At 69.2% G+C, this 15780-nt stretch carries 15 protein-coding genes; 10 read left to right on the top strand and 5 right to left on the bottom strand.

Annotation, left to right across the window (positions count from 1 at the left end; translation table 11 throughout):
* The first annotated feature begins 21 nt into the window (after window positions 1-21).
* Genes ACSF8R_RS09630 through ACSF8R_RS09620 form a run of 3 tightly spaced genes read left to right on the top strand, consistent with a single transcriptional unit; the run spans window position 22 to window position 2449 of the window.
* Window positions 22-1539, top strand: a complete 1518-nt coding sequence (locus tag ACSF8R_RS09630) for a CoA-acylating methylmalonate-semialdehyde dehydrogenase (RefSeq protein WP_434811667.1) — start codon at window positions 22-24, stop codon at window positions 1537-1539.
* Window positions 1540-1592: 53 nt separating this feature from the next.
* On the top strand, window positions 1593-1820 hold the full coding sequence (locus ACSF8R_RS09625) for a response regulator (protein ID WP_434811666.1): 228 nt from the start codon (window positions 1593-1595) through the stop codon (window positions 1818-1820).
* Entirely contained in the window at window positions 1817-2449 is a 633-nt protein-coding gene (locus tag ACSF8R_RS09620; RefSeq protein WP_434811665.1) for a CYTH domain-containing protein, read from the top strand. Before ACSF8R_RS09625 ends, ACSF8R_RS09620 begins: the two co-directional genes overlap by 4 nt.
* A gap of 149 nt (window positions 2450-2598) precedes the next feature.
* On the opposite strand, the gene lpdA is transcribed toward ACSF8R_RS09620, so the two are convergent.
* Window positions 2599-3999, bottom strand: a complete 1401-nt coding sequence (gene lpdA, locus ACSF8R_RS09615) for a dihydrolipoyl dehydrogenase (protein ID WP_434811664.1) — start codon at window positions 3997-3999, stop codon at window positions 2599-2601.
* Between the two features lie 9 nt (window positions 4000-4008).
* Window positions 4009-4566 carry a copper resistance CopC family protein gene (locus ACSF8R_RS09610; protein WP_434811663.1) on the bottom strand — a complete coding sequence of 186 codons (558 nt, stop codon included), beginning with the start codon at window positions 4564-4566 and terminating at the stop codon, window positions 4009-4011.
* A gap of 104 nt (window positions 4567-4670) precedes the next feature.
* Here ACSF8R_RS09610 and ACSF8R_RS09605 point away from each other — a divergent pair, with 104 nt between their 5' ends.
* Complete coding sequence (locus tag ACSF8R_RS09605) at window positions 4671-5093, top strand: hypothetical protein (RefSeq protein WP_434811662.1); 423 nt, start codon at window positions 4671-4673, stop codon at window positions 5091-5093.
* Between the two features lie 19 nt (window positions 5094-5112).
* Here ACSF8R_RS09605 and ACSF8R_RS09600 read toward each other — a convergent pair whose 3' ends face one another.
* Window positions 5113-5454 (bottom strand): hypothetical protein, encoded by a 342-nt coding sequence (locus ACSF8R_RS09600; RefSeq protein WP_434811661.1) that lies wholly within the window; start codon window positions 5452-5454, stop codon window positions 5113-5115.
* Between the two features lie 166 nt (window positions 5455-5620).
* Here ACSF8R_RS09600 and ACSF8R_RS09595 point away from each other — a divergent pair, with 166 nt between their 5' ends.
* From ACSF8R_RS09595 to ACSF8R_RS09585, 3 genes are all read left to right on the top strand, one after another.
* A complete protein-coding gene (locus ACSF8R_RS09595) occupies window positions 5621-6082 on the top strand; it encodes an FHA domain-containing protein (protein WP_434811660.1) in 462 nt (153 codons plus the stop codon).
* Window positions 6079-6765 (top strand): transcriptional regulator FtsR, encoded by a 687-nt coding sequence (ftsR, locus tag ACSF8R_RS09590; RefSeq protein ID WP_434811659.1) that lies wholly within the window; start codon window positions 6079-6081, stop codon window positions 6763-6765. Before ACSF8R_RS09595 ends, ftsR begins: the two co-directional genes overlap by 4 nt.
* Before the next feature lie 122 nt (window positions 6766-6887).
* A complete protein-coding gene (locus tag ACSF8R_RS09585; protein WP_434811658.1) occupies window positions 6888-7433 on the top strand; it encodes a MerR family transcriptional regulator in 546 nt (181 codons plus the stop codon).
* A 51-nt stretch (window positions 7434-7484) separates the two neighbouring features.
* Here ACSF8R_RS09585 and ACSF8R_RS09580 read toward each other — a convergent pair whose 3' ends face one another.
* Window positions 7485-8294, bottom strand: coding sequence for a ParA family protein (locus ACSF8R_RS09580; RefSeq protein WP_434811657.1), 810 nt, complete (start codon window positions 8292-8294; stop codon window positions 7485-7487).
* A gap of 107 nt (window positions 8295-8401) precedes the next feature.
* Between ACSF8R_RS09580 and ACSF8R_RS09575 the strand changes: the two genes are divergently transcribed.
* The 3 genes from ACSF8R_RS09575 (at window position 8402) to def (ending at window position 13758) form a co-directional block, all read left to right on the top strand.
* Entirely contained in the window at window positions 8402-11809 is a 3408-nt protein-coding gene (locus tag ACSF8R_RS09575) for a pyruvate carboxylase (protein ID WP_434811656.1), read from the top strand.
* A gap of 96 nt (window positions 11810-11905) precedes the next feature.
* Window positions 11906-13267, top strand: a complete 1362-nt coding sequence (locus ACSF8R_RS09570) for a MinD/ParA family ATP-binding protein (RefSeq protein WP_434811655.1) — start codon at window positions 11906-11908, stop codon at window positions 13265-13267.
* Entirely contained in the window at window positions 13267-13758 is a 492-nt protein-coding gene (gene def / locus ACSF8R_RS09565) for a peptide deformylase (protein WP_434811654.1), read from the top strand. The genes ACSF8R_RS09570 and def overlap by 1 nt, the downstream gene beginning before the upstream one ends.
* Before the next feature lie 117 nt (window positions 13759-13875).
* Here the strand turns inward: def and ACSF8R_RS09560 are convergent, their stop codons facing one another.
* Complete coding sequence (locus ACSF8R_RS09560; protein WP_434811653.1) at window positions 13876-15711, bottom strand: AMP-dependent synthetase/ligase; 1836 nt, start codon at window positions 15709-15711, stop codon at window positions 13876-13878.
* Window positions 15712-15780 lie beyond the last annotated feature (69 nt).

Below are 15780 nucleotides of genomic sequence, written 5' to 3'. Positions count from 1 at the left end.
ACATCCCACAAGGAGCCCCGCATGAGCACGACAACGACATCCACCGCCACCAGCTACGCGCAGATCCCGCACGTCATCGGCGGCCGCAAGGTCGCCGCCGACGGCCGCACCGGCCCGGTCTACAATCCGGCGACGGGGGAGCAGACTGGCGAGGTCGCCCTGGCATCCGCGGCCGTCGTGGCCGAAACCGCCCGCATCGCGGCCGAGGCGCAGGTGGCGTGGCGCGAGACCGGCCTCGTCAAGCGGCAGGCGATCATGTTCAAGCTGCGCGAAGTGATCGCGAACCGCGCCGACGAGCTCGCCGCGATCATCACCGCCGAGCACGGCAAGACCCACGCCGACGCGCTCGGCGAGGTCGCACGCGGACTGGAGAACGTCGAGTTCTGCACGAGCCTCATGCACCACCTCAAGGGCGAGTACGCCGAGCAGGTCGCCAGCGGCGTCGACGTGCACCAGGTGCGCCAGCCGATCGGCGTCGTCGCCTGCATCACCCCGTTCAACTTCCCGGCGATGGTGCCGCTGTGGATGGTCACCACCGCGATCGCCGCCGGCAACGCCGCGATCCTCAAGCCCAGCGAGCGCGACCCTTCGGCCGCGGTGTGGCTTGCGGAGCGGTTCGCTGAGGCGGGCGTGCCCGACGGTATCCTCAACATCGTCCACGGCGACCGCGAGGCCGTGGACGCGATCCTCGACGACCCGACCATCCGCGCCGTCTCGTTCGTCGGCTCGACGCCGGTTGCGCAGCACATCTACACGCGGGCTGCGGCCAACGGCAAGCGCGTGCAGGCCCTCGGCGGGGCGAAGAACCACATGGTCGTGATGCCCGACGCCGATGTGGATGCCGCGGCCGACGCCGCCGTCTCGGCAGCGTACGGGTCGGCGGGGGAGCGGTGCATGGCGATCTCGGTCGCCGCTGTGGTCGGCGAGGTCGCCGACGAGTTCGTCGCGAAGGTCGCCGAGCGCCTCGGCGGACTGACCGTCGGCGACGGCGCCGACCCAGCCACCGACATGGGCCCGCTCATCACGCCCGACGCGCTCGACCGCGTCACCGGATTCGTCGCCGGGGCCGAAGGCGAGGGGGCGACACTCGTCGTCGACGGCCGCGAGGTCACGGTCGACGGCGGTGGCTTCTTCATCGGCCCGTCGCTCGTCGACCACGCCACGCCCGGCATGCGCGTCTACGACGAAGAGATCTTCGGCCCGGTGCTGTCGGTCGTGCGCGTCGCCGACTACGACGAGGCCGTCGCCCTCATCAACGCGAGCCGGTACGCCAACGGGGTCGCCGTGTTCACGCGCGACGGCGGCACGGCGCGGCAGTTCGAATTCGACATCGAGGTGGGCATGGTCGGCGTGAACGTGCCGATCCCGGTCCCGGTGGGTGCGTTCTCGTTCGGCGGGTGGAAGGACTCGCTGTTCGGCGACACCCACATGTACGGCCCGGAGGCGTTCCAGTTCTACACGCGCCGCAAGGTCGTCACGACACGGTGGCCCGACCCGAGTGAGAGTCAGATCAGCCTCGGTTTCCCGACGCACCACTGACACCGACGGCGGCGGCCTGTGGTCAGGGCTAGGCTCAGGGCAGGAGGTCGACCATGGCCATTGCACGACTGCTCGGAGGTCCGCTCGACGGACAGGTTCTGCCGCTGGAGGACCCTGACCTGGAGCGCTACATCGCGCCCTATGGTGAGGGCCAGCTCGTCTACGAGCGCGACGGTGCGCTCGAGCACACCGGCGAGCACGACGGACCCACCGAGGCGACGTTCCGCTACGTCGAGGCCACCGAAGACATCAACCCGGACCCCGACGGCCGCGACGAGTGACCGCTGACGCGGAGCATTCGCTCGAGATCGAGCGCAAGTACGACGTCGACGACACCACACCGCTGCCCGACTGGTCGGCGCTGCCCGGTGTCGCCGCCGTCGACGCCGCGGAGGCGCGGGCACTCGACGCCCGCTACCTCGACACGGCCGACGGTGCGCTGGCGGCGTCGCTGACGGCGCTGCGCCGCCGCACCGGCGGCCCGGACGAGGGCTGGCACATCAAGCGCTCCACCCCCGAGGGTAAGCACGAATCCCGTTGGGCGCTCGGCGCCGCCGACGACGACGAGGCGCCGGTGCCGCCGGATGCCGTGGTCGCAGCGCTCGCGCACGTCGCCGCACCGCCGTTCGACGTGCTCGCCCGCATCCGCAACGCCCGCACCGCCTACGCGCTGCGCGACGCGGCCGGGGGACTGGTCGCCGAGTTCGTCGATGACCGTGTCACCGCGACCGACGTGCGCCGCGGCGTCGAGACGTCGTGGCGCGAATGGGAGCTCGAGCTCGGCCCCGCCGCACCCGCGGACGATGCGTCCCGCGCTGCCCTTTTCGCCGCTGCCGACGAGCTCGTGGCATCCGCCGGCGGCCGCCCCGCGGCATCCGGTTCGAAGCTCGCCCGCGCCCTCGGCCGGTAGCCTGCGTTTCGTCTCGCTCGCTCCGCTCGCTCGCTCAACGACCGGTCGTTGAGCGAGCGCAGCGAGACGAAACGCACCCACAACGCACTGACGCCGCCCCCGGCTTCGTTCGGGGCGGCGTCAGCAGTGTGGTCCAGGGTAGCGGAAACTCACATATTGATCATGTGTCCCGCGAGGCCGTGGAAGGCCTCCTGCAGCGCCTCCGACAGCGTCGGGTGGGTGTGCACGTTGCGGGCGGCCTCGAGTGCGGTGAGGTCCCACTTCTGCGCGAGGGTCAGCTCGGGCAGCAGTTCCGACACGTCGGGGCCGATCATGTGGGCGCCCAGCAGCTCGAGGTGCTCGGCGTCGGCGATGACCTTGACGAAGCCGACCGGCTCGCCCAGGCCGTTGGCCTTGCCGTTGGCGCTGAAGGGGAACTTCGCGACCTTGATCTCGTGGCCCTCGTCGATCGCCTGCTGCTCGGTGAGGCCGAACGAGGCGACCTGCGGCGAGCAGAAGGTGGCGCGGGGCATCATGCGGTAGTCGCCCAGCGTCTGGGTCTCGGCCTTGCCGATGGTCTCGGCGGCGACGACGGCCTGCGCCTCTGCGACGTGCGCCAGCTGCAGCTTCGCGGTCACGTCGCCGATGGCGTAGATGCCCTCGACGTTCGTCCGCATGTGGTCGTCGATCTCGATGGCGCCGCGGTCGGTGAGCTTCACGCCGGTCGCCTCGAGGCCGAAGCCTTCGACGCGCGGGGCGAAGCCGATCGACATGAGCACCTTGTCGGCCTCGATCGATCCCTTTTCGCCGCTCGCGTTGTTCGAGTAGTTGACGGTGACCTTCTCGCCCGAGTCGATGACCTGCTCGACCTTGGTGCCGGTGAGGATCTCGACGCCATACTTCTTGTACTGGCGGGCGATCTCCTTCGACACGTCGGGGTCCTCGTTGGGGAGGGCACGGTCGAGGAACTCGATGATGGTGACCTTGACGCCGTAGTTGCTCAGCACGAAGCCGAACTCCATGCCGATGGCGCCGGCGCCGACGATGACGATCGATTCGGGCAGGTCGCGGGTGAGGATCTGCTCCTCGTAGGTGACGACGTTCTCGCTCAGCTCGACGCCGGGCAGCAGGCGCACGGTGGAGCCGGTCGCGATGATCGCGTTGTCGAAGGTGACCTCTTCGCTCGAGCCGTCGGCCTTGGCGACGGTGATCGCCTTCGGGCCGGTGAAGGTGCCACGACCCTCGTATTCGGTCACCTTGTTCTTCTTCATCAAGAAGTGGATGCCCTTGACGTGGGTGTCGGCGACCTTGCGGCTGCGGTCGAACGCCGCGCCGAAGTCGAACTGCACGTCACCGCGGATGCCGAACAGCTCCGCCTTGTGGTTGAAGGTGTGCGCCAGGTCAGCATTCTTGAGCAGCGCCTTGGAGGGGATGCAGCCGACGTTGAGGCAGACACCGCCCCAGTACTTCTCTTCGATGATGGCGGTGGACAGACCCAGCTGTGCGGAACGGACAGCCGCGACATAGCCGCCGGGGCCGGCACCGAGGATGACGACGTCGTAGTGAGGCATGCCTCCAGCCTAGTCCTCGTCGGGGGCCCGGTTCCGTCCGGTGAAGACGACGATCGCGACGATGACCGCGGCCAGCAGGACCACGCCGCCGAGCACGAGCAGCAGCGTCGGATCGAACGCGCCGCCCGCGCCGTCCGTGGCCGCTTCTTCTTGCGCGCACGGTGTCGCGTCAGGCTCGTCACCGATCGTGAAGGAGTACGACTCCGAGATGGGGTGGCCGTCGCTCGAGACCACGCGCCACGTGACGGTGACGGGGCCGTCGGCGGCGGCCGTGAGCGCCTGTGTCACCCGCACACCGTCGACCACGGGTTCACCGTCGGTGACATCGGCGCACGCCGCGTCGACGACCTGCACGACCGTGCTGCCCTCGTCGTCCAGCAGGATGCCGCTGAAGGTCAGCACGATCTCGCTCGGCGTCTCGGCGACCGTGCTGTCGGCGGCAGGGTCCGTCCCGATCAGCTCATCGTGTGCGAACGCCGGTGTCGAGACCGAGACGAAGCCTGCGACGAGCAGCACGGCAAGGGAGGCCAGCACGCCTCGGCGGCGCGTGTGAATTCCTGATGACATCACCCGATCCAGCCTACCGAGGCCTGTCGCAACGGCCGCCCGAGGCCTAGCATGGCGACACGCGGGCGACCCGCCCGTCACCGACTGCGGAAGAAGGTCACGCGATGGACGCCATGATGATGAACGCCATGTCGAAGGACATGACGGTGATGGACGGCATGCCGGCGATGGACGAGGCGATGATGCAGACCATGCAGGCCTGCATGGACGCGTGTGCCGCGTGCGAGCAGGCGTGCACGATCTGCTCTGTGCAGATGATGGACGGTCACGGTATGGACTGCGCCCCGGCGTGCATGAACTGCGCCGACATGTGCCACGCCATGATGCGCACCATGATGCGGATGCAGGGCATGACGATGACCGCGATGACGGCGATGCTCGACGCCTGCATCGAGATGTGTCGCATGTGCATGGACGCGTGTGCGTCGCACGCCGACATGAGCCCCGTGTGCAAGATGTGCGCAGACGCCTGTCAGGCGTGCATCGACGCGTGCATGGCCATGAAGGGCGCGATGGCTGCGGCCTGACGCGCGAGCGCGGTGGTCGTCAGTCGATGACGGCGACGTTGAAGGTGCGCGTGCCGACCGAGACCGCGTGATAGCGCGGGTGGTACGCGACCGGCTCACCTGCGGCGACGTGCGCGGCGGCCGCGCCGTTCCAGACGTGGATGCGGTCACCGTCGAGCGTGTGCAGTTCGAGCGAGCCGTCGTGTCCGGGCGTCGCGATCGCGTCGACCCACTCGGAGGGCGTCGCAGCGATCAGCCGCGCCTGGATGAGGTGCACGGCGTGTCCGGGTGCGAACGACGAGCACGCGCTGCCGTGCACGCACATGCAGAGCGCGTCCTGACGCACCGGTGCGGGCGTGAGGCGATTCTGCGGCGTGGACACGGTGTGCTCCTGTCGGTTTCGGACGAACAGCGCCAGGCTAGGCGAGCCGATGCCGACACCGCGATCTCGTCGACACACAGGGTCACAGAAGTCGCCGCCGCCGGGTTCCGATTGCGATGTCGTCGGGCCGGTTCGATCAGTTAGGGTGATGTGGGAGGAGGCCACAGTGGAGGACAACGGTCGACGTGACGGCGAGGTCCGTCCGGATACGACACAGACGTTCGGGCACGACTCCGACCTGTCGTTCGTCCCGTTCGGGAGCGAACTGAGCGCAGTCGAGGCGGAGGCGATTTCAGCCCTGCCGACGCGATCGGCGCTGTTGCTGGTCCGCTCCGGGCCCACGGCGGGCGCGCGCTACCTGCTCGACACCGATGTGACGACCGTCGGCCGTCACCCCGAAGCCGACATCTTCTTCGACGATGTGACGGTCTCGCGCCGACACGCAGAGATCACCCGCACCGGCAACGTCTTCGAAATGGTCGATCAGCGCTCACTCAACGGCACGTATGTCAACGGCGAGCGGGTCGACCGCGCCGTGCTCGTCGACGGTGCCGAGGTGCGCATCGGCAAGTTCCGTCTGAACTTCTTCGTCTCGCCCCTCGACCGCAACCAGGTGACCGGCGCGTGACGCCCGCGGCATCACCCCGTGGTCGCTCGTCGGCCGCGGGTTACCTGAGCATCGGTCAGGTCTTGGCGCGCCTGACGCCCGAGTTCCCCTCGCTGACCTCCAGCAAGCTGCGCTTTCTCGAGGTGCAGGGCATCGTGACGCCGATGCGCACGGAGTCGGGCTACCGAAAGTTCTCCTCGGCCGACGTCGCACGGGTGCGCACCGCGCTCACCCTGCAGCGCGACCACTACCTGCCGCTCGCGCGCATCCGCGAGTACCTCGACGAGCACGGCGCCGACGGCGCGTCGGCGGCGGCTGTGCCGACGTCGATCGTGCAGACCGTGCGACGGTATCGCCGTGACGAGCTCACCAAGGCCGCTGACGCGAAGCCGTCGCTGCTGGGCGATGCCGTCTCGGCGGGCCTGCTGCCCGCAGCCGAGACATACGACGAGCGTGCGCTCGCGATGCTGCGTTCGCTCGCGGCGCTCGATGCCCATGGCATCCAGCCGCGCCACCTGCGCGGCGTTCGCCAGGCGGTCGAGCGCGAGATGGCGCTGATCGAAAGCGCCCTGGCGCCGCTGCTGCGTCGCACCGACTCGGGCGCTCGCGGCCGCGCAGGCGAGATCGCCGGCGAGCTCTCCCGTCGCGTCGACGAACTGCGCGCGGGCTTCGTGCAGGCGGCTTTGGAGCGGTTGGCCCCCTGATCTCGGCCGGCTCGATGCCGGTGCGACGCGACACGCCGACACCGCACGAGCCGATGTCGTTGCCGGAGGTCTCCGACTGCTCTAGCGTTGGAAGGACCCGATCTCACATGCAGGAGGCGAAGATGACGGCGCAGGACGCTCAAGGCGACCCGCAGTTCTCTGAGGCGCTCCTGTTCACGGACGGGCTTCCGCAGCGCGACGACGAGGTGGGCTACCGCGGTGCCGAAGCGGCACGAGCGGCAGGCATCACCTACCGCCAGCTCGACTACTGGGCACGCACCGAGTTGGTCGAGCCGACCGTTCGCGGGGCGAGCGGTTCAGGATCGCAGCGTCTCTACGGATTCCGCGACATCCTCGTGCTGAAGCTCGTGAAGCGTCTGCTCGACACCGGAATCTCGTTGCAGCAGATCCGTGTCGCCGTCGAGCAGCTGCGCGCCTCCGGCATCCGCGATCTCGCCGGCACGACGCTCATGAGCGATGGTGCGTCGGTCTACCTGTGCACGTCGAACGATGAGGTCATCGACCTGGTCAGCCGTGGGCAGGGCGTGTTCGGCATCGCCGTCGGCAAGGTGCTGCGCGAGGTCGAGACGACCCTCGTCGAGTTCGACGCGCAGGCGCCCGACGCCATGGACGAGCTGGCCGCTCGCCGCGCCGCGCGCACCGCCTGAGGCTCGGGCCTCGATACACCGCGGCTTCGCCGCGGCACTCGCCCACCGGGGTCAGGCGCGGGCTTCGCCGGCGACCGGGATGCGGCCGGTGCGCATGATGCGATCCAGCAGCGCGTCGAAGTCGCGCGCGAGCTCCTGAGCGGAGTCTCCGGGCCAGATGTGCAGCGGCTTGGCAGCGCCCTGCGCCTGCTGCAGCGACGTGCGCTCCGGCAGCTGCGGCGACAGCACGAGCGGGCCGAACATGTCGCGCAGTTCCTTGATGCGGAACTGGTGCTCGATCGACTGCGGGCGCACGCGGTTCACGACGATGCCCAGCGGCTGCAGGCGGGGGGAGAGGCCTCGGCGGATCTCCTCGATCGCGCGCAGCGCGCGGTCCGCGGCCGCGACCGAGAACAGTCCCGGTTCGGTGACGACGACGACACGGTCGGATGCCGCCCACGCGGTGCGCGTGAGGGCGTTCAGTGACGGGGCGCAGTCGATGAGCACAAGGTCGTACTCGGACTCGATCGTCGCGAGTGCCTCTTCGAGCTTCCAGACGTCGCGCACGCTCGGGTGCGGGCCGTCGAAATTGATGGCGGACGGGCTGCCGATCAGCACGTCGATCGTGCCGGGGTGGACCTTCGCCCACCCGCTGGAGGTGATCGCCTGACGGACGACCTTCTCCTTCGGATTCGCCAGCACGTCGGCGATGTTGAGGCGACCGGCAACTTGGATGTCCATGCCCGTCGACACGTCGGACTGCGGGTCGAGGTCGACGACGAGTGTCCGCACTCCACGGGAGAACGCCGCGGAGGCGAGGCCCAGAGTGACGGTCGTCTTGCCGACACCGCCCTTCAGAGAGCTGACCGAGAGTACGTGCACGAGGCACTACGTTACCGTCCCCTAGGCTGAGAGGACACTCAGGCACTCGCGGTGTCCCACTTGCAGTGTCGAGGACGCACGCCGTCACCCGAATCCGAGAGGTGAGCATGTTCCGCAAGATCCTGGTCGCGAACCGCGGCGAGATCGCAATCCGCGCCTTCCGAGCCGCCTATGAGCTCGGTGCGCGAACCGTCGCGGTGTACCCGTTCGAGGACCGCGGCTCGCTGCACCGGCAGAAGGCCGACGAAGCCTACGAGATCGGCGAGAAGGGGCACCCGGTTCGGGCCTACCTCGACGTCGCCGAGATCGTGCGGGTCGCGAAGGAATCCGGGGCGGATGCCATCTACCCCGGGTACGGGTTCCTCTCCGAGAATCCTGACCTCGCCGCCCAGGCCGCGGCGGCGGGCATCACCTTCATCGGCCCGCCCGCTCGCGCACTCGAGATGGCGGGTAATAAGGTCACAGCGAAGGAGCACGCCATCGCGGCCGGCGTTCCGGTGCTGCGCTCAACGCCGGCATCCGACGACGTCGACGCCCTCATCGGACAAGCCGACGACATCGGGTTCCCCATCTTCGTGAAGGCCGTCGCCGGCGGTGGCGGCCGAGGCATGCGACGTGTCGAGACGCCGGCAGAGCTCGCGCCCGCGCTGGCCGAGGCGATGCGCGAGGCCGGCAGCGCGTTCGGTGACGCGCGCGTGTTCCTCGAGCAGGCTGTGCAGCGGCCGCGGCACGTCGAGGTGCAGATCCTCGCCGACAAGACGGGCCACACGGTGCACCTGTTCGAGCGCGACTGTTCGGTGCAGCGACGCCACCAGAAGGTGATTGAGATCGCTCCGGCACCGAACCTCGACGACGAGGTCCGCAAGGCGCTTCACCGGCACGCGGTGGCGTTCGCCGAGTCGATCGGCTACGAGAACGCCGGCACGGTCGAGTTCTTGCTCGAGACCGCTGGGCCACGCACCGGCGAGGTCGTGTTCATTGAGATGAACCCCCGCATCCAGGTGGAGCACACGGTCACCGAGGAGGTCACCGACGTCGACCTCGTGCAGTCGCAGATGCGGATCGCCGCCGGCGCCACGCTCGACGAGCTCGGCCTGCGCCAGGAGGACATCCACCTGCGCGGCGCCGCCCTGCAGTGCCGCATCACCACCGAGGACCCCTCGCAGGGCTTCCGACCCGACACCGGGCGCATCACGACGTACCGGTCGCCCGGCGGCGCCGGCATCCGTCTCGACGGCGGCACGACAGCGGCCGGCTCGCAGATCAGCCCGCACTTCGATTCGATGCTCGCCAAGCTCACGTGCCGCGGTCGCGACTTCCCGGCCGCGGTCGCGCGCGCGCGCCGTGCCCTGGCCGAGTTCCGCATCCGCGGCGTCTCGACCAACATCCCGTTCCTGCGCGCCGTGCTCGACGACGACGCGTTCGGCGCCGGCGATGTGAGCACGTCGTTCATCGACGAGCGCCCAGAACTGCTCACGAGCCACCCGTCGCGTGACCGGGCGACCAAGCTGCTCAACTGGCTCGCCGACGTCACGGTGAACCGCCCCTACGGCGAGAAGCCGCTGTCGGTGTCGCCGGGCAGCAAGCTGCCGGCGATCGACTTGGCGGCGGAGCCTCCCGCAGGCGCCCTCGCCCGCCTGCGCGAACTGGGCCCCGAGGGGTTCGCGAAGTCGCTGCGTGAGCAGTCGGCACTCGCCGTCACCGAAACGACCTACCGCGACGCCCATCAGTCGCTGCTCGCGACCCGCGTGCGCACGCGTGACCTCGTCCGCGTCGGTCCGCACGTCTCACGCATGACGCCGCAGCTGCTCTCGGTCGAGGCATGGGGCGGTGCGACCTACGACGTGGCGCTGCGGTTCCTGGCCGAAGACCCGTGGGAGCGTCTCGCAGCCCTGCGGACGGCGATGCCGAACATCCCGATCCAGATGCTCCTGCGCGGCCGCAACACCGTGGGCTACACGCCGCGCCCCGTCGAGGTGACCGACGCGTTCGTCACCGAAGCTGCAGCCACCGGTGTCGACATCTTCCGCATCTTCGACGCGCTCAACGACGTCTCGCAGATGCGTCCCGCGATCGACGCGGTGCGCGCGACCGGCACCTCGGTCGCCGAAGTGGCCATGTGCTACACGTCGGATCTGCTCGACCCGAACGAGCAGCTGTACACGCTCGACTACTACCTGCGCATGGCCGAGCAGATCGTCGAGGCGGGGGCCCACATTCTCGCCATCAAGGACATGGCGGGCCTCGTGCGTCCCGCAGCGGCCGCGAAGCTCGTCACGGCCCTGCGTGAGAACTTCGACCTGCCGGTGCACCTGCACACGCACGACACCGCAGGCGGCCAGCTCGCGACGCTGCTCGCCGCGAGTGCCGCCGGTGTGGATGCCGTCGACGCCGCAGCCGCGCCGATGTCGGGCACCACCAGCCAGCCGTCCCTGACGGCGCTGGTGGCTGCCCTCGCGCACACCGATCGCGACACGGGGCTCGACCTGCAGTCCGTCAGCGACCTCGAGCCGTACTGGGAGGGCGTGCGCCAGCTGTACCGTCCCTTCGAGTCGGGTCTTCCCGCGCCGACCGGGCGCGTGTACCACCACGAGATCCCCGGCGGGCAGCTGTCGAACCTGCGCCAGCAGGCGATCGCGCTGGGCCTTGCGGACGACTTCGAGCTCATCGAAGACATGTACGCCGCGGCCGACCGCATCCTCGGTCGCATCCCGAAGGTCACGCCGTCCTCGAAAGTCGTCGGCGACCTCGCCCTCGCGCTCGTCGCGGTGCGAGCCGACCCTGCCGATTTCGAACAGAACCCGCAGAACTACGACATCCCAGACTCGGTCGTGGGATTCATGGCGGGCGAGCTGGGCGACCTGCCGGGCGGCTGGCCGGAGCCGTTCCGCAGCAAGGTGCTCGCGGGTCGTTCGGTCTCGATCGACATCCCGCCGCTGACCGACGACGAGCGCACCGGGCTCGCCGGCGACGCGGCTTCGCGCCGTCAAACGCTGAACCGGCTCATGTTCCCGGCACCGGCGCGAGAGTTCGAGAAGACGCGCGCGACGTACGGCGACCTGTCGACGCTCGGCACGCCCGACTACCTCTACGGGCTCAAGCCGGGGGAGGAGCACGTCGCCGAGATCGATCCCGGCGTGCAGCTCTACGTCGGTCTCGAAGCCATCGGCGAGGCGGATGCGAAGGGCATCCGCACCGTCATGACCACGCTCAACGGACAGTTGCGCCCGGTCTTCGTGCGAGACCGCAGCATCGCGGTGGAGACGAAGGCGGCGGAGAAGGCCGACACGTCGAAGCCGGGGCAGGTCGCGGCGCCGTTCTCGGGCGCGGTGACGCTCAAGGCTGCCGAGGGCGACAAGGTCAAGGCGGGTCAGCCGGTCGCGTCGATCGAAGCCATGAAGATGGAGGCGGCGATCACCGCACCCGTCGACGGCGTCGTGGAGCGGCTGGTGATCAGCGGGACGGCTCCGGTGGAAGCCGGTGACCTTTTGCTGGTCATTCGACCCGCCGAGTAGTCTGGAGCGTCGGACTCCCATCCGGGAACCGCTGGGCCGCGACGAACTGGGGCCGCGCCAGCGCGAGTCCGAGACAGACGTGGAGTGAGTGCAGTGATGTCCGACCGCAACGAGAACGCAGACGACGACCTCGAGAACGGGGTGCTCGACAGCGCCGGCAGCATCGATACGACGGGCATCGGCATCGTCGACGGCTCGACAGCGCAGGTCGATGTCGCCCTGCCCGTGCTGCACGACGAAGACGACGACTATGTCGACGACGTCGCCGAGGGCGAGGCGATCGACGCCGACGCGTTCGAGGAGGCCTCGCGGGCTCTTGCCGCGGGCGAAGCGGCCGGAGACGTCGTCGACGTCGAGCCCGAGCCGGCGCCCGATCCCGCGCCCGCACGGGTGCCCGCCGAGCCTGCGGCGACCGAGACGACGGCCGTCGCCATCCCGCACGAGCGGGTTCGTCCGCGCACCTCCGAGGTGCCGCTGCACTCGCGTCGGCTCGGTGATTTCGAGGCTGACCGAGAGACCAGCGACCTGCTGACGGCCGACCGCCTGCTCGACCCCGCCCGCGTCGTGCGCCCCGAGCCGGAGGGACCGTTCCAGCACTTCCTGTACACGATCTCGGGTCACCGCATCAACCTCGGCGACGGCAAGCGGGCGCGCGCCCGCAAGGACCTCGATCGGCGCATCGCGGCGCCGCTGCACGGTGGCGCGAAGTTCGTGCCGGTGCTCTCCCGCAAGGGCGGCGTCGGCAAGACGACGGTCACGACACTGCTCGGCATGGCCCTCGCCGATGCGCGCGACGACCGTGTCATCGCGATGGATGCCAATCCCGATCGCGGCACGCTGTCGGAGCGCGTCGGGCGCTCCAGCGGCAAGACCGTCCGTGACCTGGTGCGCTCTGCAGACCGCATCCGCGGGTTCAACGACATCTCGGCGATCGTCGCGCGCGACGAAACGCGCTTGGACGTGCTCGCGTCCGACAGTGACCCGCACGTGTCCGAGGCCTTCAGCGACGACGACTACCGACGCGTCGCCGAGATCGCGGCCCACTATTACTCCGTCGTGCTCACCGACACCGGCACCGGCATCGTGCACTCGGTGATGGGGGCGACGCTCGAGGCCGCCGACCAGCTCATCATCGTCGCAGGGCTGAGCGTCGACGAGGCGCGCCTCGCGTCCGAGACCCTGACGTGGCTGGAGTCCAACGGCTTCGCCGAGCAGGTACGCGGCGCGATCGTCGTACTCAACACGTCCCGCCCCGGCGCACAGTTGGTGCGCGCGAGCGAGCTGGAGGCGCATTTCACGACGCGCGTTCGTGCCGTTGTGCGCGTGCCGTACGACGCGCACATCGCCGCGGGCTCGGCAGTCTCGTTCCGCGACCTCCAGCCCGAGACCCGTCAGGCAGCGCGCGAGCTCGCCGCGACGGTGGTCGAAGGCCTGCGCGCCCTGAACCCGGTCGCCTGATGCCGGTCCGCCCCATTCGCCTGTACGGCGACCCGGTGCTTCGTGCGCCGAGCGCACCCATCGAGACCATCGACGACGGCATCCGAGCGCTCGTGCGCGACCTGCTCGACACGGTCGCAGAACCCGGGCGTGCCGGCGTCGCGGCGCCGCAGATCGGTGTCGGGCTGCGCGCGTTCAGCTACAACGTCGACGGCGAGATCGGCTACGTGCTCAATCCCGTGCTCGTCGAGGTCTCGGGCGAGGCGATGCCCACGGGTGAGGGATGCCTGTCGGTTCCCGGGCTCTGGCACGACGCTGTGCGGCATCCGCACGCGAAGGTCGTCGGCGTCGACCTCGACGGCCAGGAGGTCGTGCTCGAAGGCGATGGGCTGTTCGCCCAGGCGCTGCAGCATGAGACCGACCACCTCGACGGCATGGTCTATCTGCAGCGACTCACGCCCGAAGAGCGCCGCGTCGCGATGCGTGAAGTGCGCGAGTCGGACTGGTTCTGACGGGTCTCGATACACCCGCGGGTCTCGATACACCCGCGCTGCGCGCGGGCACTCGACCACCGGAAGCGACTGACCTCGGTGGTTGAGTGCCGCGGCGCAGCCGCGGTGTATCGAAACCTAGCCGCCGAGGGCGACGTTGGTGGTCGAGACCGGTACGTCGTAGATCTCGTCGATCGCGCCCTGGAAGTCCTTCAGGATGATGTTGCGCTTGATGCTCATCTTCGGGGTGAGGTGGCCGCTGGCCTCGGTCCACTCCGTGTCGAGGATCGTGAACTTGCGGATCGACTCGGCGCGCGAGACGCCCTTGTTGGCGCGGTCGACGGCGGTCTGCACCTCGGCGCGCACCTTGTCGTTGTTCGCCGCGTCGGTCAGCGACATGTTCTCGGGCAGGCCGTTGTTGGCCAGCCACGTCGGGAGCATCTCGGGGTCGAGGGTGACGAGTGCGGAGATGAACGGCTTCTGGTCGCCGACGACGACGACCTGACCGACGATCGGGTTGGCGCGGATGGGGTCTTCGAGCGCCGCGGGTGCGACGTTCTTGCCGCCCGCCGTGACGATGATCTCCTTCTTGCGACCCGTGATGGTCAAGAAGCCCTCGGCGTCGAACGAGCCGATGTCGCCGGTCTTGAACCAGCCGTCGTGGAAGGCCTCGGCGGTGGCCTCGGGGTTCTTCCAGTACTCCTTGAAGACGTTGATGCCCTTGACCTCGATCTCGCCGTCATCGGCCAGGCGCAGACCGACACCCGGGAGCGCGGGGCCGACGGTGCCGATCTTCGACTTGTTGGCGAGGTTCACCGTTGCGGGAGCGGTCGTCTCGGTCAGGCCGTAGCCCTCGAGGATGACGACGCCGAGGCTGTGGAAGAAGTGGCCGAGGCGTGCGCCGAGCGGTGCCGAGCCCGAGACCGCGTAGCGGACGTTGCCGCCCATGGCCTCGCGCAGCTTGCTGTAGACGAGCTTGTCGAACACCTTGAACTTCAGGTTCGTGAGGAATCCAGGCTTCGTGCCCTCTTCGAGCGCCTTCGAGTGCTCGATCGCCGTTGCGGCGGCGGCGCGGAAGATCTTGCCCTTGCCGCCCGCTTCAGCCTTCTGCTCGGCGGAGTTGTAGACCTTTTCGAACACGCGCGGGACGGCGAGCAGGAACGTGGGCTTGAACGAGCCGAGTGCGGGCAGCAGCTGCTTCGTGTCGGGCTGGTGGCCGGTGCGCACACCCGCGTGGATGGCGAGGATCGAGATGAAGCGGGCGAACACGTGCGCCGTCGTGATGAACAGCAGAGTCGAGGCACCCGGCATGCTCACGACCTCGTCGAGCGCCTTCGCGGAGTTGCGGGAGAGCTCGACGAAGTTGCTGTGCGTGAGCACGCATCCCTTCGGGCGTCCGGTCGAGCCGGACGTGTAGATGAGGGTGGCGATGTCCGAGCCCACCGCGATGTTGCGGCGACGCTCGATCTCTTCGTCGGTGACGTCGGCGCCCTTGGCACGCAGTGCGTCGAGGTCGCCCGACTGCATCGTCCAGGCCTCGCGGATGAGCGGCAGTTCGCCACGCACTTCGTCGACGCGGGCGGCATGCTCCGCCGATTCGGAGATGACGGCGATCGCGCCCGAGTCCGACAGGATCCAGTGGATCTGCGACGCGGAGCTCGTCTCGTACACCGGCACCATGACAGCGCCCGCGAAGAAGAGGGCGAAGTCGACGAGGGTCCAGTCGTAGGTCGTGCGGGCGATGAAGGCGACCTTGTCGCCGGGCTCGATGCCGGCGGCCGCGAAGCCCTTCGCGAGGGCGATCACTTCGGTCTGGAAGTCGGCGGCGGTGATGTCGCGCCAGCCGTCGCCGTCGGGCACACCGAACAGGGCGAGGGAGGGCGTCGCTTTCACGCGCTCGACGAGGAGGTCGGTCACGTTCGCCTCCGGGTCGGCGGGAACGATCGCGGGGACTTCGAACTGGGCGGCGCTCATGGGCGGCAACTCCTTCGGTACCGGTGCGGCGTCGGGATTGACGGGTTGGGATCGAGTGTAGACCGATGC

Source organism: Microbacterium sp. bgisy189, from assembly GCF_965345345.1.
GTDB lineage: Bacteria > Actinomycetota > Actinomycetes > Actinomycetales > Microbacteriaceae > Microbacterium.
Note: the sequence above shows the minus strand (reverse complement) of the source record. Positions and strands in the feature narration are given on the sequence as shown.